At 52.4% G+C, this 18,549-nt stretch carries 16 protein-coding genes and 1 pseudogene; 7 read left to right on the top strand and 10 right to left on the bottom strand.

The window, feature by feature from the left end:
* The 4 genes from AC3DKE_RS09045 to AC3DKE_RS09030 all read right to left on the bottom strand — a co-directional run.
* Positions 1 to 450, bottom strand: a 450-nt coding sequence (locus AC3DKE_RS09045; RefSeq protein ID WP_487990491.1) for an NADH pyrophosphatase zinc ribbon domain-containing protein, incomplete at its 3' end; no start/stop codon positions are given.
* A complete protein-coding gene (gene dnaQ, locus AC3DKE_RS09040; RefSeq protein WP_340674795.1) occupies positions 443 to 1,162 on the bottom strand; it encodes a DNA polymerase III subunit epsilon in 720 nt (239 codons plus the stop codon). The genes dnaQ and AC3DKE_RS09045, both read right to left, overlap by 8 nt.
* Positions 1,159 to 1,599, bottom strand: coding sequence for a ribonuclease HI (gene rnhA, locus AC3DKE_RS09035; protein ID WP_340674796.1), 441 nt, complete (start codon positions 1,597 to 1,599; stop codon positions 1,159 to 1,161). The genes dnaQ and rnhA overlap by 4 nt, the downstream gene beginning before the upstream one ends.
* Positions 1,592 to 2,269: a class I SAM-dependent methyltransferase gene (locus tag AC3DKE_RS09030; RefSeq protein WP_340674797.1), complete on the bottom strand. Its 678-nt coding sequence runs from the start codon at positions 2,267 to 2,269 to the stop codon at positions 1,592 to 1,594. Before AC3DKE_RS09030 ends, rnhA begins: the two co-directional genes overlap by 8 nt.
* 30 nt (positions 2,270 to 2,299) lie before the next feature.
* On the opposite strand from AC3DKE_RS09030, the gene gloB reads away from it, so the two are divergent.
* From gloB to AC3DKE_RS08995, 7 genes are all read left to right on the top strand, one after another.
* The gene (gloB, locus tag AC3DKE_RS09025; RefSeq protein ID WP_487990490.1) at positions 2,300 to 3,079 is read left to right on the top strand and encodes a hydroxyacylglutathione hydrolase; all 780 of its coding nucleotides are present in this window, start codon (positions 2,300 to 2,302) and stop codon (positions 3,077 to 3,079) included.
* Between the two features lie 30 nt (positions 3,080 to 3,109).
* Entirely contained in the window at positions 3,110 to 4,738 is a 1,629-nt protein-coding gene (locus tag AC3DKE_RS09020; RefSeq protein ID WP_487990489.1) for a transglycosylase SLT domain-containing protein, read from the top strand.
* 57 nt (positions 4,739 to 4,795) lie between these two features.
* The gene (locus AC3DKE_RS09015; protein WP_411730096.1) at positions 4,796 to 6,568 is read left to right on the top strand and encodes an extracellular solute-binding protein; all 1,773 of its coding nucleotides are present in this window, start codon (positions 4,796 to 4,798) and stop codon (positions 6,566 to 6,568) included.
* Complete coding sequence (locus tag AC3DKE_RS09010) at positions 6,568 to 7,650, top strand: microcin C ABC transporter permease YejB (RefSeq protein WP_379069604.1); 1,083 nt, start codon at positions 6,568 to 6,570, stop codon at positions 7,648 to 7,650. The genes AC3DKE_RS09015 and AC3DKE_RS09010 overlap by 1 nt, the downstream gene beginning before the upstream one ends.
* Positions 7,647 to 8,678, top strand: coding sequence for an ABC transporter permease (locus AC3DKE_RS09005; protein WP_379069607.1), 1,032 nt, complete (start codon positions 7,647 to 7,649; stop codon positions 8,676 to 8,678). Before AC3DKE_RS09010 ends, AC3DKE_RS09005 begins: the two co-directional genes overlap by 4 nt.
* Complete coding sequence (locus tag AC3DKE_RS09000) at positions 8,675 to 10,243, top strand: ABC transporter ATP-binding protein (RefSeq protein WP_487990488.1); 1,569 nt, start codon at positions 8,675 to 8,677, stop codon at positions 10,241 to 10,243. Before AC3DKE_RS09005 ends, AC3DKE_RS09000 begins: the two co-directional genes overlap by 4 nt.
* Before the next feature lie 74 nt (positions 10,244 to 10,317).
* Complete coding sequence (locus AC3DKE_RS08995; protein WP_340674804.1) at positions 10,318 to 11,109, top strand: enoyl-ACP reductase FabI; 792 nt, start codon at positions 10,318 to 10,320, stop codon at positions 11,107 to 11,109.
* A 63-nt stretch (positions 11,110 to 11,172) separates the two neighbouring features.
* On the opposite strand, the gene AC3DKE_RS08990 is transcribed toward AC3DKE_RS08995, so the two are convergent.
* The 6 genes and pseudogenes from AC3DKE_RS08990 to AC3DKE_RS08965 form a co-directional block, all read right to left on the bottom strand.
* Positions 11,173 to 13,065, bottom strand: a complete 1,893-nt coding sequence (locus tag AC3DKE_RS08990) for a SurA N-terminal domain-containing protein (RefSeq protein WP_487990487.1) — start codon at positions 13,063 to 13,065, stop codon at positions 11,173 to 11,175.
* Between the two features lie 96 nt (positions 13,066 to 13,161).
* Entirely contained in the window at positions 13,162 to 13,437 is a 276-nt protein-coding gene (locus AC3DKE_RS08985; RefSeq protein WP_340674806.1) for an HU family DNA-binding protein, read from the bottom strand.
* A gap of 171 nt (positions 13,438 to 13,608) precedes the next feature.
* A complete protein-coding gene (gene lon / locus AC3DKE_RS08980) occupies positions 13,609 to 16,005 on the bottom strand; it encodes an endopeptidase La (RefSeq protein ID WP_411730093.1) in 2,397 nt (798 codons plus the stop codon).
* Positions 16,006 to 16,157: 152 nt separating this feature from the next.
* Positions 16,158 to 17,450: an ATP-dependent Clp protease ATP-binding subunit ClpX gene (clpX, locus tag AC3DKE_RS08975; RefSeq protein WP_340674808.1), complete on the bottom strand. Its 1,293-nt coding sequence runs from the start codon at positions 17,448 to 17,450 to the stop codon at positions 16,158 to 16,160.
* Between the two features lie 24 nt (positions 17,451 to 17,474).
* Positions 17,475 to 18,098, bottom strand: a complete 624-nt coding sequence (clpP, locus tag AC3DKE_RS08970) for an ATP-dependent Clp endopeptidase proteolytic subunit ClpP (RefSeq protein WP_340674809.1) — start codon at positions 18,096 to 18,098, stop codon at positions 17,475 to 17,477.
* Between the two features lie 220 nt (positions 18,099 to 18,318).
* Positions 18,319 to 18,549, bottom strand: a pseudogene (locus AC3DKE_RS08965) (trigger factor); the annotation flags it as partial.

The following is an 18,549-nucleotide window of genomic DNA, read 5'->3' as shown; positions in this document are numbered from 1 at the left end:
GCCGCAAGGTGCGCAAACTCTAGCACGCTCACCTCGTGAGTGAGCATGCATCGGCCCGCCACAACGACCACAAAAACGGTGTTTGTCAGCCCATTCCAGCACCTGCATGCTGCGCCCTAGCAGGTCATAACTGGCAGGAGTCAGTGATGCCAATAAACTGCGCACATCAATCCAAATAAAACCATCGGGCGCGATAGACAGCGACCATGCCATGACCGGCGTATCGCCCCACACGCCAGAGAACTGGCCCATGAAATGCCATTCAGCCTCAGCATCAATATGCCATAGCATGTCGCTATATTTTGGTAGCCGATCAGCTAATGAATCGCCGACCTCTTGCGCGAGGGAGCTTTCGCGCAGGAGTACACGAGTGCCCTGCATAATGATGGCAAATGCTTCACGAGGAATGGCGCCATGCCATTGCGTGGCGACACTAAACGCCTCAGTCATAGCGATGAAACAGGCACTGCCCGTCTTCTGTATTTTTGTCTAAGACTGCCAATTGCTCGGCATGAGCGGCTAGCTCATCGGCATTTGCCGCAATGATCGGCAGCGGACTACGATCAGCCGCTAAGCGCTTAATACGCTCGCCTTTTTCGCTATCTTGGCCATCGCTATCGTCATCCTGCCCCAGCTGTAGTCCAACTTGGCCACCGGTCATTGCCAAATAAACATCGGCTAAAATTTCAGCGTCGAGCAAAGCTCCGTGTAAGGTGCGCTCGCGGTTATCGACACCGTAACGCCGCGCCAGCGCGTTAAGATTATTTTTCTGGCCGGGATGTTTTGCTCGCGCCATCGGCAGTGTGTCGAGCACCGTGCAGATGTCAGTTACAGGCGGCAAATCGAGCAAGGCTAACTCATTATTTAAGAAGCCGATGTCGAATGGTGCGTTATGAATGACTAGCTCAGCACCTTCGACGAAGTCCAAAAATGCCATGGCGATTTCATTAAAGCGCGGCTTATCGGCAAGAAACTCAGCGCTAATGCCATGCACGCGCTGAGCGTCAGGATCAATCTCACGATCAGGCTGCACATAATAATGAAAGCTCTTTGATGTCAGTCGGCGGTTCACCACCTCCAAACAACCAATTTCAATTAATCGATGCCCGCGCGCCGGATCTAAGCCCGTGGTTTCCGTGTCTAAAATGATTTGCCGTGTCATTTTGCCAGTCCTATATCTATCGCTTCGGTGGCGAGTTTATCCACTGCTTCGTTACCGGGGTCGCCAGCATGGCCTTTGACCCAGCGCCAGTCGACCTCGTGCGGTTCTGATGCCACAACTAAAGCCTGCCAAATATCGGCATTTTTCACTGGCTGTTTGGCGGCCGTTTTCCAGCCACGCGCGCGCCAAGCCGAAAGCCATTCGGTCATGCCTTTGCGTAAATACTCGGAGTCTGTCCACAGCACTACGCGCGATGGCTGCTTGAGTGCCCGCAAGGCCATTAAGGCCGCCGTCAGCTCCATACGATTATTAGTGGTTGCGGCCTCAAAACCAGATAAGGCTTTCTCGTGTGAACCACTGCGTAATAACGCGCCCCAACCGCCTGGACCTGGGTTACCGCGACAGGCGCCGTCGGTATAAATCACCACCTCATTCATGCAAATTCCTATTGTTTCTCTGACGCTGCTGCACTGGCCAAGCATTTGACCATGCGCCACGATTAATCGCGCTATTGTCGCTTATTGGCGTAAGGCGGCAGGTGTTTTTTTGCCACAATTGCACGCACCATTGTGCCATTGGAAAATAACGCTGCCACGGTGCGGCCCACTGCTGAGCGATCAGGGCAGGCATTAGACTGAAGCGTCGTGCATCACCCCAATGCTGTTGCTGCAACTGCCAACCCAAAGCCTGTGCCTGTGCCATCCCAGACCAACACCATTGCGCCAAATGAGCTTGGTCAACATACACCAAGACACGGCCATCATCGGCTAGACAACTATCAATTTCAGTCAAAACACGAGGCTGGCATCGTGCCGTTAATGGCGCCCACGACAGCCAAACCGCATCGAAAGTTTGTGGTGCAAAAGGCCAAGCATAGGGATCAATAATCGCCGATACGGCGCTCTGCTTAGTCGCAGAATGTGCGGTGCTAACCAGATGCTTATTGAGCGGTCGCGTGCAGGGCATAGTGGCTAAATGCACAGGCAAATCGACCAGTAATGCCGACACACCATGACATTTAACTGCCGCCAAGCGCCATGCCTGGCGTTCGCGTTCAGACACAGACTGGCGTGAGGTGCGCGCGGAAAGGCTTTGGTGTAGTTTCATGGCCACGATTATTGAACTTAAGCCACCATCATGTCATCACCTCAAACACCTATCGTGACACCACTGCCCTGCTTTCTTGATAATTATATCTGGCATATCGAGACATCTCAGGGCGATTGGGTGGTCGATCCTGGCGATGCCCAAGTTGTGCTCGCGTATCAGGCTAAGCGCGGCAAACCCTTAGCTGGCGTGCTTATCACTCATCATCACCTCGATCACACCGCGGGCATTGCAGCCTTAGTAGAAGCTTTTGCTATGCCTGTTTATGGCCCTTCTGAGGTACGCGAAGGCATCAGCAACTATATAAAAGTAGACGACGTATTAACGCTCGATGGCATGGGGTCAGTACAGGTGCTTGATGTTGCCGCGCATACGCTGGGGCATATTGCCTACTATTTAAAAGGTCACGACCTGCTGTTTTGTGGCGACAGCCTATTTAGCGCGGGTTGCGGAAGACTGTTTGAAGGTACACCGACTGACTTGGCTCGCGTTATGAGTACGCTCAGCGCATTACCAGCCGTTACCGTGATTTTTCCTACGCATGAATACACCGCCGCCAATATTCGTTTTGCTGAAGCCATTGAGCCCGACAATAATGAACTCAAGCACTACGCGCATAAAGTGGCAGCATGGCGCGCAAAAAATCAACCGAGCCTCCCTACTCATTTGGCGCTTGAACTGGCGATTAATCCATTTTTACGCAGTCATGAAAGCACCGTGGTCGCGGCGGCAAGCGCATATGCCGGAAAGCCCTTACAGCCTGGCGAACAAACCTTGGCAACACTACGCGCTTGGAAAGACGTTTTTTAGTACACTGGCTGGAAAATAACGAGAATGCCCATGCTTATTTCTGTAGACAATCTCCGAAACTCACGACAGCCGCGCGTTCTTTTAGCGCTACTAGCGGCTTTGTTTTTATCGGCCTGTGCCAGTGCACCCGTTGCTAAACGTAGTTACCCGATTATTCAAAAGCAGCGCATCGTGGTACCACCACAGCCTATGAAACCAATCGCGAAAAATGACGTGCAACCGGCAGCGGCTCGCGTAGTTGTTACACCTGCACCTGCTCCTGCGAGCACTTTAGCTTCGGCTGTAGTAACTGAAATTGCATCAGCCCCAGCAACAACTCCAGTGCAAGCCGCAGCATCAGTATCAGTTATCGCTAAAGTACCTACTGCGGCTACAGTCATCAGCAAGCCTGCTAGTAGCATTAAAGTCGACAATGATCCTGCGCTAAGCGCTCCAACCATTATTTTAACGCGTAGCACACCGGCTAAAGCCAGCGTTGCTACTAACCAAGATTTAGTTCAGCGCTTGCGTCGTGGCTTTAGCATGCCCACGCGCTATAACTCACGCATCGATGCCCAGTTTTCGCGCTATAGCGGCCAGCAAAAATACATCGACGAGTTAATGGCAAAAGCCTCACGCTTCTTATTTGTTGCCGTTGCCGAAGCCGAGCGTCGCGGCCTGCCCACAGAGTTAGCGCTGTTGCCCATAATCGAAAGCGCATACGACCCCGCGGCAACATCAAAATCCAATGCAGCCGGCCTTTGGCAGTTCATCCCAGACACCGGTCGTCTATATGGTTTACGCCAAACTAACTGGGTTGATGCACGTCGTGACCCGCTTGAATCCACTCGCGCCGCCTATGACTATTTGGCCAAGCTCTACGGCATGTTCGGTGATTGGGAGCTTGTGCTCGCCTCTTACAATGCTGGGCCAGGAACGGTTTCACGCGCGCTTCAAGCAAATAACGCACGCGGCCTTGGCGATGACTATTGGTCACTAAAACTATCTGCAGAAGCTATGGATTATGTGCCGCGCTTTCTCGCAGTGGTGTCGATGTTTAAAGACCCAATTTCTGCAGGCGTGAGCATTCCCGCCATACCAAACCGCCCATATTTTCGCACAGTCGCCGCCAAAGGCAGCTTAGACCTTGATACAGTCTCAACACTTTCTGGCGTGCCACTCGACGAGCTTCGCATACTCAATGCCGCGCTACGTCGCGATCAATTAGCTCCCGATGGCCCCTACCTTTTGCATGTGCCTAACTACTTAGATATTGCCAGCGAGCATTTGTTAGTTCAGCAATCTGTTGCCTCGGATGTACGTGTGGTCAATGCCTCAGGTCGCCCCGAGGCTGTCGTGGCTAGTGTGAGCACCGAGATTATTCGAGCTAACTATATCGATGCTAATAGCCGCACTTACCAAGTGCGACGTGGCGACTCGTGGTTCAGCATCGCGCGCCGAAATCAGTTGTCGGCGACTCAGCTAGCCGCAGCCAATGACGAAGAGCTCAGCACCATTTTAGATATTGGTCGTGAGCTCAGCATCCCCACGCCTGCGGCTGCGGCTTATCAAGCGCATGTGTTTAACTCGAGCACATCAACGGCCTCACGCGAGCCAGTTTCACTACCACGAAACAATGCCGCCACTCAGGTCATCCAAGCAGGAAATCGCGGGCTATAACTTATGCGGCAGTGTGACAGTTTTTTAACTCGATACAGTCTTGCTTTCGCCTGCCTAATGCTCAGCCTCACCGCTCAAGCGGCGGTGATTAGCAGCCACGCCATTACACTAAGAGGCAGCCCAGCTCTAGCAGAAGGCTTTGATCACTTTACCTACGTCAACCCAAACGCCAATAAAGGTGGTCGTTTGCGCCTCAACGCACTCGGCACTTTCGACAGCCTCAATGGCTATATCAATAAAGGCATCCCCGCCGATGGCCTTAACCGCATTTACGATTCGCTAACCACCGGCTCAGATGACGAGTTTGGTACACGCTACGGCCTACTCGCTAAACGCATTATTCGCGACACCGACGATGCTTCATGGGTGACTTACGAGCTACGCCCAGAGGCGAAATTTAGCGATGGCCATCCTGTTCGTGCCGAAGATGTGGTGTTCACTTTCGAGACATTATTAAAAGATGGCGCGCCGGCTTATAAAGCCTACTTTGCCGATATCACATCCGTAAAAGCGCTCTCGCCTTTGAGCGTGCGCTTTCGTTTCAAAAGCAAAACCAATCGTGAAATGCCAATGACCGTCGGCGAAATCAGCATTTTGCCTAAGCACTATTGGGCTAAGCGCGAATTTAACCGTAGCAGCCTAGACACCCCAATCGGTAGCGGTCCTTATGTGATTAGCGATGTCGATCCCGGCCGCCGCATCACTTATGCGCGCAACCCAAACTACTGGGCGCGCGATCTGAATGTGAGTCGTGGGCTCTACAACTTCGACCACATCAGTTATCACTATTACCGTGATGGCAGCGTGGCGTTCGAGGGCTTTAAAGCCAATCAGTACGATGTGCGCGAAGAGAACAAAGCCAAAACTTGGGCCACGGAATACAACTTCCCTGCCGTGCAAGATGGCCGCGTCATTTTACAAAGCCAAGCTCATCAAAACCCCGCGCCGATGCAAGGCTTTGCGTTTAATACACGCAGAGCGCCATTAAACGATCTCAAAGTTCGCGAAGCATTAAGCCTAGCGTTCGATTTTGAATGGGCCAATCGCGCCTTGTTTTATGGTGCCTACACTCGCACCACCAGCTTTTACTCGAATTCCGAATTAGCCGCTCGCGGTGAGCCAAGCAAAGCTGAGTTGAAGCTACTTAAACCATGGCGCAAGCAATTACCTGCTAGTGTTTTTGGCCCAGCCATCGTGCCTGCAAAAAGTGCCGGCGATGGCTACGACCGCGCCAATTTATTACGCGCTCAAGCCTTATTAAAACAAGCTGGATGGGTCTATAAAGACGGCGCGTTACGCAATGTAGATGGTCAGCCCATGCGCCTAGAAATGCTGCTAGTGCAACCTGAGTTTGAGCGCATCGTGCAGCCGCTACGACGCAATCTCGCGCGCTTAGGCGTGGACTTGAGCATTCGTATTTTAGATGTTGCGCAGTACATTGAGCGCCTACGCCAATTCGACTTCGACCTCACCGTCACCGGTGTGCCTGCCTCTTTGTCACCGGGCAATGAGCTTTGGAGCTACTGGGGCTCAGCCAGCGCCGATGCGCCCGGCAGCGGCAACTTGGTCGGCTTAAAATCGCCCGTGGTCGATGCCCTAATCGCTCGCATCACACGTGCTAAAAGCCGTGAAGACTTAGTCACTGAGGTGCACGCGCTAGACCGTGTACTTCGCTCGCAATGGCTGTTGATTCCACAATTTCATATCCCCTATTTCCGCGTTGCGCGCTGGGATCTTTTTGGCCTGCCCGACAACCCACCACGTTATGGCTTAGGCCTCGATAGCTGGTGGTGGAAAGGCTCGTCAACCGCACATGGACAGGAACGCTAATGGCCAGTTACATCATTCGCCGATTGGCACTCATGTTGCCGACACTATTTGGCATTTTGCTGATTAACTTCCTCGTTATTCAGGCCGCACCCGGCGGGCCAGTCGAGCGCTCATTGGCGCAAATACAGGGCATCGGTGGGCAAACCACACTCAGTGGCAGCGCCGGCGATTTATCTGCCGCCAGTGCAGCATCTGGCCCTGGCTATCGCGGTAGTCAGGGTCTAAGCGCTGAGCTAGTGGCTGAAATCGAGAAGCAATATGGCTTCGACAAACCGGCAAGCGAACGCTTTTGGGACATGATGACGCAGTTCGCGCGCTTCGATTTAGGCTCCAGTTTCTATCGTGATATTCCAGTCATCGATTTGGTGTTGGAGAAATTGCCCGTATCACTTTCGCTCGGCCTATGGAGCACGCTGCTGATTTACCTCATCGCCGTACCGCTGGGAATCCGCAAAGCGCATCGCCCCGGCAGTCGCTTTGATGTCTGGAGCAGCGGCGCCATCATTGTTGCCTATGCCATTCCCGGCTTCCTGCTAGCACTATTACTGATTATCGTCTTTGCCGGCGGCAGCTACTGGCAGTGGTTCCCCATGCAAGGCTTATCGTCTGAAAACGCCGCCGAGCTCGGCTGGTTCGCGCGTGCTCTCGACTACGCTCACCACTTAGTCCTGCCCACCATTTGCCTAACACTCGGCGGCTTGGCAACGCTCACCCTGTTCACGCGCAATAGCTTCCTCGAAGAGCTGCAAAAACCTTATGTACTGACCGCTCGCGCCAAAGGTGCCAGTGAGCGCCGCGTGCTCTGGGGCCATGTTTTCCGCAATGCCATGCTCATCATTATCGCCGGCCTACCCGCCACACTATTTGGCATTTTATTCACCGGTGCCTTCCTCATCGAAATCATATTTAATCTCGATGGCCTTGGTCTACTGAGTTATGAGTCAGTGATTAATCGCGACTATCCAGTGATTTTCGGAACCCTGTTTTTATTCACGCTGATGGGCATGCTGCTGCGGCTCTTAGGCGACCTTTGCTATCGCTGGGTAGACCCGCGCATCGACTTCTCTAAGGCGGGCGCATGAGCTGGTCGCCCTTAACCCGACGTCGCTTTAAGCAATTCAAAAGCAACCGCCGCGCCTGGTGGTCGATGTGGCTATTGCTCGGCGTGTTTGTGTTCAGCCTCGGCGCTGAACTCATCGCCAACGATAAGCCACTACTGGTGAGCTATCGCGGCGAACTCATCGTGCCGATGCTGCAAGACAAGCCCGAAACCTATTACGGCGGCGACTTTGCCACGCCCACGGTGTATCGCGATCCAGCGGTGGAAAACCTCATCAGCCGTGATGGTTGGATGCTGTGGCCGATGATTCGCTTCAATGCCGACACCATCCATTTCGAGCGTGTCGAGCCCACACCCTCACCGCCAACATCAGACAACTGGTTAGGCACCGATGATCAAGGCCGTGATGTCATGGCGCGGCTGATTTATGGCGTACGCACCTCGCTTGCCTTCGCTAGCTTGCTCACACTGGCTACTGTTGTGTTGGGCGTTGCTGCAGGAGCATTGCAGGGCTATTTCGGAGGCTGGGTAGATTTGCTGGGCCAGCGCTTTACCGAAATCTGGTCGGGCTTGCCGGTGCTGTTTATGCTGATCATTTTATCAAGCTTAGTAACGCCAAACTTCTGGTGGCTGTTGGCGCTACTGACCCTGTTCAGCTGGACTGACTTAAGCGGTCTTGTGCGCGCTGAGTTTCTCCGCACACGCCAACTCGACTATGTGCGTGCCGCTCGTGCCATGGGTGTGAGTTCACGCGTTTTAGTTTGGCGTCATGTCCTACCTAACGCCGCGGTGACCACACTCACCCTACTACCTTTTATTTTTACCGGCGCCATCGGTCTGCTGACCTCGCTGGATTTTCTCGGCTTTGGTCTGCCACCGGGTTCAGCATCATTGGGCGAGATGATCGCGCAAGGCAAAAATAACTTGCAGGCACCCTGGCTCGGCCTCACTGCTTTTTTCAGCCTCAGTGTACTGCTGAGCTTGCTGGTGTTTATTGGCGAGGGCTTGCGTGATGCCTTCGATCCGCGCCATGTTGAGGCGGGAAAATGAACCTATTAAACATCAATAATTTGAGCATTCGCCACGGCCAACAGGTCTTGGTCGATGACCTAAGTCTCACCATAAATGCTGGCGAATGGTTAGCGCTAGTTGGTGAGTCAGGATCAGGAAAATCATTAACAGCGCTGGCTTGCCTAGGCCTGCTATCGCCCAGTTTAAATAGCCAAGGTGAGCTCAGCGTGACTGGCATCAATCTCGCGCAGGCCACGCCCGATGAGCTACGCAGCCTTCGAGGTAGCCGTGTCGGCATGGTGTATCAGGAGCCGCTCAGTGCGCTGAATCCGCTACACCGCATTGGGCAGCAGCTCATTGAAGCGATTACTTTGCACCAAGCTTTGCCGCTCAATTTAGCGAGGCAAAAGGCGCTAAGCTTGCTGCGCGAAGTCGGCATAGGCGAACCTGAGCGCCGTCTGAGCGCGTGGCCACATGAGCTATCAGGTGGTCAACGCCAGCGTGTCGTCATTGCCATGGCATTGGCAAATTCACCGAAACTACTTATTGCCGATGAACCAACCACGGCTCTCGATGCCTTGCTGCAAACGCAGATTTTAGATCTGCTGAAGTCGCTACAGAAAAATCGCGGCTTAGGCATTTTGTTTATCAGCCATAACTTGCCGCAGGTACGCCGCTACGCCGACCGCGTCATGGTCATGCAAGCAGGTCGCGTAGTGGAATCAGCCATTAGCGCCGAGTTATTTGCCGCGCCGACGCAGGCCTATACTCAAAAGCTGCTGCAACCGTTTGCGCCAGCGCCCAAACCTGTGCTGCCAGATAGCGCAAAAGCTATCTTGAGCGTGACTCAGCTGTCGGTGCGTTATCCGCGCCATCAAGCATGGTGGGGCGGCATTACCGCGTGGCATCAGGCTGTTGATAATATTGGCTTGTCGCTACGCCAAGGCGAATCTTTAGGCATTGTTGGTGAATCAGGCTCGGGCAAATCCAGTCTTGCCGCCGCCTTACTACGCCTAACGCCGGCGCAAGGCCGTGTGGTCGTGCTTGGGCGTGATTGGCTAGCACTGAAGGGCCGTGAGCTACGGTCAGCACGAGCGCAAGTGCAAATGGTCTTTCAAGATCCCTACGGCAGCTTAAGCCCTCGGCTCACTGTCGCCGATATTGTCGCCGAAGGCTTGCTAGCGCATCAAAAATCATCCAAGCAAGCCATCGAGATTGAGGTCATTGCCGCTTTACGCGAAGTTAACCTCGATCCCGACACGCGCCATCGCTACCCTCATGAGTTCTCTGGTGGACAACGTCAGCGTATCGCCTTAGCTCGAGCGTTAATTTTGAAGCCGGCAATATTGATTCTCGATGAGCCAACTTCTGCACTCGACCGCCATACCCAAGGTGAAGTGGTCGAGCTGCTGCGGCGCATCCAAGCCGATCATGGCATCGCCATGCTGTTTATCAGCCATGACTTAGCAGTCGTGCGCGCACTCTGTCATCGCTTAATTGTTCTGCGGGACGGTCGAATTATTGAGCAAGGCGATTGTGAGCGAATATTTCAAGCGCCGCAAAAGCCTTATACACAGGCCTTGGTAGCGGATTTACCCGCCTAAGGTGTCATGCACGCCGAGAAGTTTTAGCCCTATACTCGGATAACTTTTTCATCAGTATATTTTAAGGAGAAACCATGGGCATGATGAGCGGTAAGCGCGTACTCATCGTTGGCCTCGCCAGCAAATTATCCATCGCATACGGCATCGCCACCGCTATGCATCGCGAAGGCGCCGAATTAGCCTTTACCTATCAGAACGAAAAATTGCGCGGCCGCGTTGAAGGCTTTGCCGAGCTTTTCGGCTCCAGCCTCACCTTCCCCTGCGATGTCGTCTCCGACGACGAAATTCGTGCTGTCTTCTCTGAGCTCGGCAAAAGTTGGGATGGTCTAGATGTTGTCGTGCACTCGGTGGGCTATGCGCCCGGCCATGAGCTCGAAGGCAATTATGTCGATGTCACCACGCGCGAAGGTTTCCGCATTGCTCACGACATCAGCTCCTACAGCTTTGGCGCGCTGGCTCAAGCTGCCAAGCCCATGCTCACAGGCCGTGGCGGCAGCTTGCTGACACTGACCTATCAAGGCTCTGAGCGCGTGGTGCCGAACTACAACGTCATGGGCCTAGCCAAGGCATCACTCGAGGCCAATGTGCGCTACCTAAGCGCCAGCATGGGCCCAGATGGCATCCGCGTGAATGGCATCTCGGCAGGCCCTATCCGCACACTAGCGGCAAGTGGCATCAAAGACTTCCGTAAAATGCTGGCTTATAACGAAGCGGCAACACCATTGCGCCGTAATGTCACTATCGATGAAGTGGGTAATGCTGCAGCGTTCCTATGCTCCGATCTAGCCTCGGGCATCTCGGGTGAAATTCTTTATGTTGATGGCGGCTTTAATACGGTAGCCATGCCGGCGATGGACTCGATCTAAATAGCTAAGTCATAAAAAAGCCCGCACATCAGCGGGCTTTTTTATGTCAGCAACACATTCGAATTATTGAGCAGAAGCAGTAGGCTTAATCGTCACCTTGGTTTCTTCACGCAATAACGCCAGTGTGTCTTGCAGCTCTTGCTGGCCTTGGTTTTGCGCTAGCAAACCCTGCGTTACCTGACGCTCAGGGCCTGCCAGTGCTGGCTTCGCACTCACCGAAGTCACCTGCACCAAGGCAACGCTATCGCCAAGCTTATATGCAGCCCATTGCAAAGCACCTTTATTCGGCACCGGCGCACGGAAAATTGCATTCAGCAACTCAGGCTTCACTTGGCGATCAACGCGCGTCAAGCCACCGGCCGATTGCAGATTTACATTAGCACTCGCAAGCCATGCAGCCTCAGGTTCACTGGCACTGCGCTTAACCAACGCTTGCGCCTGCTCCATTGCCTTCGCCAATGCTTTTTCTGTACGCAGCTCTTCTGTGAGCACAGCTTTGACTTCATTCAAAGGCTGTTTGCGCGCAGGAATATATTGCGATACATGCAACCATACGGTGCGGCCATCGTTCAGCGTGATAGCAACTGAATTACGACGCTCTTTGGTTTGCTCGTCGTTAAATGCAGCCTCAACAACTTTACGCTCAGCCAATATACCCTCACCACCTTGGCGATTAAACAAAGGCGAGTGGGCAATGCTTAAGCCGGCAACTTTTGCAGGCTCTGTAAGATCAGCCGCTTCATAAACTTTAGCATCTAAGCTTTCAACCGCTTTGATGTAGGCATCATCTGCTTCGGCTTGGCGCACTTCATCGGTCAACGTTTGTTCAAGCGATGCAAAGCTTGGTGGCGTTTCAGCACGCACTGCAGTGAGCTTGATGATGTGATAACCAAACGGCGTTTTCACCACTGGCGATACTTCACCTGCAGTTTTTAATGCAAACAGGGCTTCCTCAAACTCAGGAACAAACATGCCTTTGCCTGCAAAACCTAGGTCGCCACCTTGCGCTGCAGAGCCAGGATCTTTCGACTGAGCCTTCGCAATAGTCGCGAAATCTGCACCGGTTTTTAACTCAGCCGCAATGGCGTCAATCTGCTTCTTAGCTTCGGCATCGTTCGTCTTATCATCAACTGTGATGAGAATATGTGAGGCTTGGCGCTGCTCAGCACCGCCCATAGCCGCCACACGCTGGTCATAGCGAGCTTTAACAGCCTCAGGCGTGACTTTGGCATCGGCCAAGTACTTAGAGCGCTCTAAGGTGATGTAGTTAATTGCTACACGCTCAGGCTGATGAAAGCGCGTCGAGGCCTTTGCATAAGCTTGGCTGATTTCAGCATCACTCACGCTAGCTTCTGCAAGAAAACGACTAGCTGGAATTTCAGCGTAGCGCACATTGCGTGATTGGCTATCTAGGCGCGTCATGGCATCAAGCTCAGTGCTCGTCACAAAGCTACTCTGTAGCCATGATGAGACTTGCTGTGAAACCAAAATTTCTTGACGCGCGCGCGTAGGGAATGTCGCTGGCGTTTCGCCAATTTGCGACAACACGCGAATATAGCGCTCGCCCGAAAACTGGCCATTATCTTGAAATGCTGGCGTGGCACGAATCAGCTCTTGCACAGACTCGTCAGATACTTGGTAGCCAGCATCGGAGGCCGATTTCAGTAGTAGCTCACGCTGCACCAGGCTATCTAGTACTTTTGCGCGGAGCTCAGCTTGCTGCTGCGAAGTCAGCACTGCATCGGGGCCTAAGCGCGCCATAAGCTGTTGGCGCTGATTTTCCACAGCGCGATCGAGTAAACGCTGAGTGATGGGTTCACCAGCGACTTCCGCCACACTGGGTTCAGCGCCGCCACCAAAGTAGGTTTCAACGCCAAAGAAAACAAAGGGGATAGAGATCAGTACTAAGAAGAACCGGCCAAGCCAGCCACGTACCATATTACGAAACGCATCCATTGAAGTGTCATGCCTCTACTACGCCACTGAGGGCTTCAAGAAAAAAGCGCGCCGACTAGGGCGCGCTTTCGGGTAACACAGTACAGCTTATAAAACTCAGCTATTCACTGCATCTTTCAAGCTTTTGCCAGCTTTGAATGATGGTGTTTTTGACGCAGAAATTTGGATTTCTTTGCCGGTCTGTGGGTTACGGCCAGTACGTGCAGCACGCTCTTTAACAGCGAATGTACCAAAGCCAACCAAGGTCACGGCATCGCCAGATTTCAGCGCTGCAGTCACAGCGCCTACGGTGGCATCAAGGGCACGGCCAGCGTCTGCTTTGGTCAAGTTAGCAGCTTCGGCAATGCGGTCGATTAGTTCAGACTTATTCACAGGATGTCCCCTTTAACGATAACGAAAATTCTTTGTTGTGGTTTTTAGCTTACGCGAGCAAACAATGCGACTTGCTCAAGTGCAACGATTTTTAAACGCCCTTGTCGGCAGGGTCAAGTGAAACTCGCTGAAATGCCGATAAGAATCCGAAAAAAGTGCGTTTAGCGACCATCAATGACGACTGGCCGCAGGTAATTCACGTTTTTCGACCTGTGCCAAGCCAGCAGCATAAGCTTCTTCGGTGAGAGGAATTGGCGGCTGAGTTAGCGCAATCGCTAAAACTTCATCGATCCATTTAACCGTTATGATCTCCAATGCAGCCTTCACATTGTCGGGGATTTCCTTCAAGTCTCGGGCATTTTCCTCTGGAATAATGACCGTGCGTACACCACCACGATGCGCCGCAAGCAACTTCTCTTTCAAGCCACCAATGGGCAATACCTGACCACGCAAAGTGATTTCGCCGGTCATTGCTACGTCTGCACGCACAGGGATACCAGTGAGTACTGAGGCAAGTGCGGTACACATGCCAATGCCTGCGCTCGGACCATCTTTTGGCGTCGCGCCCTCAGGCATATGGATGTGAATATCGCGCTTCTCAAACAGCTCAGCGCTGATTCCAAGCACACGCGAACGTGAACGTACTACGGTGCTCGCAGCACGAATCGATTCCTGCATGACATCACCCAAAGAACCTGTCATCAGCTGGCCACCTTTTCCAGGCACGGCGATAGCCTCGATGGTCAGCAGCTCGCCGCCAACTTGAGTCCATGCCAAGCCAGTGACTTGGCCGACCTGATTCTCGGCCTCAGCTTTACCGTAATTGAATTTATGTACGCCGAGATAATCTTCGAGCTGCTCGGCTCCCAGCGTGAGCTTGCCGCTGTGCGTGCCCATGACCAGCGACTTCACGACCTTGCGGCAAAGCTTGGCAATTTCACGATCAAGCGCACGCACACCCGCCTCACGCGTGTAATAGCGCACGATATCGCGACATGCCGACTCTTCAATGACCAACTCAGAGTCTTTCAGGCCGGATGCTATGAGCTGCTTAGGTACTAAATATTGGCGAGCAATAGCGACTTTTTCATCTTCGGTGTAGCCCGGCAGACGAATAATTTCCATACGATCTAGTAAAGGCGCGGGGATATCCATCGAGTTTGCCGTGCACAAAAACATCACTTCCGATAAGTCATAGTCGACTTCGAGATAGTGATCGTTAAAAGCTTTGTTCTGCTCTGGATCTAATACTTCAAGCAGCGCTGATGATGGATCGCCGCGCATGTCCGAGGCCATCTTGTCAATTTCATCAAGCAAGAACAGTGGGTTACGAACACCAACCTTCGAGATTTTCTGGATGAGCTTGCCCGGCATGGAGCCGATATACGTGCGGCGGTGGCCACGAATTTCGGCCTCATCACGCACGCCGCCCAAGGCCATGCGCACGAACTGGCGGTTCGTCGCTTTCGCGATCGATTGGCCTAATGAGGTTTTACCAACGCCAGGCGGACCAACCAAGCACAGCACCGCGCCATTGAGCTGCTTAACGCGCGACTGCACGGCAAGATACTCAAGGATACGATCTTTCACTTCCTCAAGTCCGAAGTGATCAGCGTCTAAAATATCACGAGCTTCCTTGAGATCAATACGTACTCGGTTGCGCTTCTTCCACGGCACCCCAAGCATCCAATCGATATAGCTGCGCACGACCGTGGCTTCAGCCGACATCGGCGACATTTGACGCAATTTGCGCAACTCACCATCGACTTTTTTGCGCGCTTCAGCAGGCAAGCCAGCCTTGATGATGCGCTGCTCTACTTCGCTCAGCTCATCTTCACTCTCGCCCAAGTCACCGAGCTCTTTTTGAATGGCTTTGATTTGCTCATTCAAATAATACTCGCGCTGGCTTTTTTCCATCTGCTTCTTAACGCGGCCACGAATACGCTTCTCAACCTTGAGGATGTCGATTTCCGACTCCATCTGCGCCATCAGGTGCTCAACACGCTGCTGCACTGGCAGGATGTCTAAGATGGCCTGCTTCTCTTCCAAGCGCAGCGTCAAGTGCGCAGCAATGGTGTCTGCTAAGCGACTAGGATCATCGATGCCAGCCACAGAGGTCAGCACTTCATTAGCGACTTTTTTCGATAATTTTACGTATTGGTCAAACTGGTTGAGCAAAGTGCGGACTAAGATTTCAGAGTCTTGTTTAGTAAGCTCGTCTTTCTGTACTTCCGCGACCTGCGCGATATACGCAACTTCATTTTCAGATAATGACAGCAGCTGACCGCGACGCTGGCCCTCAACAAGCACCTTGATCGTGCCATCCGGCAGCTTAAGCAGCTGTAAAATATTCGCTATCGTGCCAATCGAATACAGACCATCCTGATCAGGATCGTCTTCGCCAGCATCACGCTGAGATACTAAAAATATATGTTTGTCTGTGGCCATAGCCTGATCAAGCGCGGCAATCGAGCGCTCACGACCAACAAACAAAGGAATTACCATGTGCGGATAAATCACCACGTCGCGCAACGGCAACAACGGTAAATGCAGTTTTTTTGCGGCCATGAAATGCTCCCAATGCAGTCAAGCAGACACTAATCTAATGCTTACTTTATGGGGGTGTAGTGATGTGAATTACAAGGTGGACATTGCAGAATTACGAAAAAATGGCAAAAAAAAGGGGCGAATGCCCCTTTTTTAACCATATTTGCTCGGAATTACTCGGGCATCACACGGGCTGTCTCGATATTGTCATAAACCAATAGCGGCTCAGTTTCACCCTGCACTACTTTTTCATCGATGAGCACTTTGCTCACGCCTTCCAGCGAAGGCAACTCAAACATAGTGTCGAGCAAGATGCCCTCAAGAATCGAGCGCAGACCACGAGCGCCAGTTTTACGTGCCAAGGCTTTGGCAGCAATCGCTTTCAGTGCTTCAGGACGGAACTCTAATTGCGCTCCCTCCATCTCTAGCAGTTTGGCGTACTGCTTAGTGAGTGCGTTTTTCGGTTCAGTCAAAATTTGCACCAGCGCCGACTCATCAAGCTCGCCTAACGTGGCGATGACAGGCAAGCGACCGACAAACTCAGGAATCAAACCAAATTTCACTAAGTCCTCTGGTGATACCGACTTAAACAACTCGCCAATGCTTGGGGTTTTCGATTGGCCTTTCACCAGCGCATTAAAACCAATGCCGCCTGGCTCGGAACGCTGCTGAATAACTTTATCGAGGCCGGCAAACGCGCCACCAACAATGAAAAGGATGTTAGACGTATCAACCTGCAAAAACTCTTGCTGCGGATGCTTACGGCCACCCTGCGGCGGCACACTCGCCACCGTGCCTTCGATCAGCTTCAGCAAAGCCTGTTGCACGCCTTCACCGCTAACATCGCGAGTGATTGATGGATTATCACTTTTACGTGAAATCTTATCGATCTCATCGATATAAACGATGCCGGTCTGCGCCTTTTCAACATCGTAGTCGCAGCTTTGCAGCAGTTTTTGGATGATGTTTTCGACATCCTCACCAACATAGCCAGCTTCGGTCAATGTTGTGGCATCGGCCATAGTAAAGGGCACATTGAGTACGCGAGCCAAGGTTTGCGCGAGCAGTGTTTTACCTGAGCCGGTAGGACCGATCAGCAAAATATTACTTTTAGTCAGCTCAACTTCCGTGCTTTGGCGACCGTTTTGCACTTTTTTCATGCCGGCGCGCAGACGCTTATAGTGGTTATAAACCGCTACCGCCAACACACGTTTGGCTTGGTCTTGACCAATAACATAGTCATCGAGGGTGGCTTTTAGCTCGCGCGGAGTCGGCAGTTGATCACTAGTCTGCTCATCTTTTTTATCTTGGACTTCTTCGCGAATAATGTCATTGCACAGGTCTACGCATTCATCGCAGACATATACCGACGGCCCAGCGATGAGTTTGCGCACTTCGTGCTGGCTCTTTCCGCAGAAAGAGCAAAATAGCAACTTGCTGTCACCGCCGCGTTTTTCTTCGGTCATGCTACTTCTCTCAGTGGCTGCAAATTAAGGGCGTTTGGTGAGCACTTCGTCAATCAAACCATAAGACACAGCATCGCCAGCGGTCATGAAGTTATCACGATCGGTGTCACGCTCAATGCGCTCTAGCGGCTGGCCAGAATGCAGCGCCAAAAGCTCATTCAGCAGCTGTTTGATCTTTAAAATTTCTTGCGCATGAATAGCAATATCTGATGCCTGACCTTGGAAGCCGCCCAAAGGCTGGTGAATCATTACGCGTGAATTAGGCAGCGCATAACGCTTACCTTTGGCACCGGCGGAAAGCAAAAACGCACCCATGGATGCCGCTTGGCCGATACAAATTGTTGAAATATCAGGTTTGATGAAGTTCATCGTGTCGAAAATTGCCATGCCGGCCGTGACCGAGCCGCCTGGCGAATTGATGTAGAGATTGATGTCTTTATCGGGGTTAACTGACTCCAAAAACAACATCTGGGCGACGATCAAATTAGCCATATTGTCTTCAACGGGGCCAACAAGAAAAATTACACGCTCTTGTAATAGGCGCGAGTAAATATCGTAAGCGCGCTCACCACGAGCAGACTGCTCAACAACCATCGGGATCAAACCGATGTTACGAATATCATTAGCACTGGGTTGTTCAAATCGCATGGATAGCCTGCCTTAAACAATCAAATAAAGAGGACAACTGCCGGAGTTTATAGGGCAGGAGCACAAACAAACACTCCCGAGCAGTCAAAGACATACATCGGGAGTGTCGGTCGTGCGTGGCGCGAGGTCAAGGCCAGCGCGCCCCTGTTTTTGTGCAGCTTTGCCACACTTAACGTGCAATTTTGGTTGCACGGAGTGTGGCAAAGCTGCCGCCAACAACTTACTTACCTTGTGGACGCACCACATCGGTGTACTTAGCAGCAGCTTCGGTCACTGTCGCTTCTGCCAACACACAATCGATTACCTGATCTTCCAAAACCATGGCTTCTACTTGGGCCAGCTGCTCTTTATTGCCCATGTAATAGCTGATGACTTCTTCTGGTGACTCATAAGACTCAGCAACTTCGGCAACCACTGCGCGCACACGCTCAGCATCGACCACAATCGCTTT

This window comes from Paraperlucidibaca sp., from assembly GCF_982810325.1.
The sequence above is the reverse complement of the archived record's forward strand: the minus strand, read 5'-3'. Positions and strand labels throughout refer to the sequence as shown.

What these genes read in the sequence shown, in the direction of transcription:
- dnaQ (WP_340674795.1), bottom strand. Translation starts at nt 1,162, where the DNA reads ATGACACGGCAAATCATTTTAGACACGGAAACCACGGGCTTAGATCCG.
- rnhA (WP_340674796.1), bottom strand. Translation starts at nt 1,599, where the DNA reads ATGAATGAGGTGGTGATTTATACCGACGGCGCCTGTCGCGGTAACCCA.
- AC3DKE_RS09030 (WP_340674797.1), bottom strand. Translation starts at nt 2,269, where the DNA reads ATGAAACTACACCAAAGCCTTTCCGCGCGCACCTCACGCCAGTCTGTG.
- gloB (WP_487990490.1), top strand. Translation starts at nt 2,300, where the DNA reads ATGTCATCACCTCAAACACCTATCGTGACACCACTGCCCTGCTTTCTT.
- AC3DKE_RS09020 (WP_487990489.1), top strand. Translation starts at nt 3,110, where the DNA reads ATGCTTATTTCTGTAGACAATCTCCGAAACTCACGACAGCCGCGCGTT.
- AC3DKE_RS09015 (WP_411730096.1), top strand. Translation starts at nt 4,796, where the DNA reads ATGCTCAGCCTCACCGCTCAAGCGGCGGTGATTAGCAGCCACGCCATT.
- AC3DKE_RS09010 (WP_379069604.1), top strand. Translation starts at nt 6,568, where the DNA reads ATGGCCAGTTACATCATTCGCCGATTGGCACTCATGTTGCCGACACTA.
- AC3DKE_RS09005 (WP_379069607.1), top strand. Translation starts at nt 7,647, where the DNA reads ATGAGCTGGTCGCCCTTAACCCGACGTCGCTTTAAGCAATTCAAAAGC.
- AC3DKE_RS09000 (WP_487990488.1), top strand. Translation starts at nt 8,675, where the DNA reads ATGAACCTATTAAACATCAATAATTTGAGCATTCGCCACGGCCAACAG.
- AC3DKE_RS08995 (WP_340674804.1), top strand. Translation starts at nt 10,318, where the DNA reads ATGGGCATGATGAGCGGTAAGCGCGTACTCATCGTTGGCCTCGCCAGC.
- AC3DKE_RS08990 (WP_487990487.1), bottom strand. Translation starts at nt 13,065, where the DNA reads ATGGATGCGTTTCGTAATATGGTACGTGGCTGGCTTGGCCGGTTCTTC.
- lon (WP_411730093.1), bottom strand. Translation starts at nt 16,005, where the DNA reads ATGGCCGCAAAAAAACTGCATTTACCGTTGTTGCCGTTGCGCGACGTG.
- clpX (WP_340674808.1), bottom strand. Translation starts at nt 17,450, where the DNA reads ATGACCGAAGAAAAACGCGGCGGTGACAGCAAGTTGCTATTTTGCTCT.
- clpP (WP_340674809.1), bottom strand. Translation starts at nt 18,098, where the DNA reads ATGCGATTTGAACAACCCAGTGCTAATGATATTCGTAACATCGGTTTG.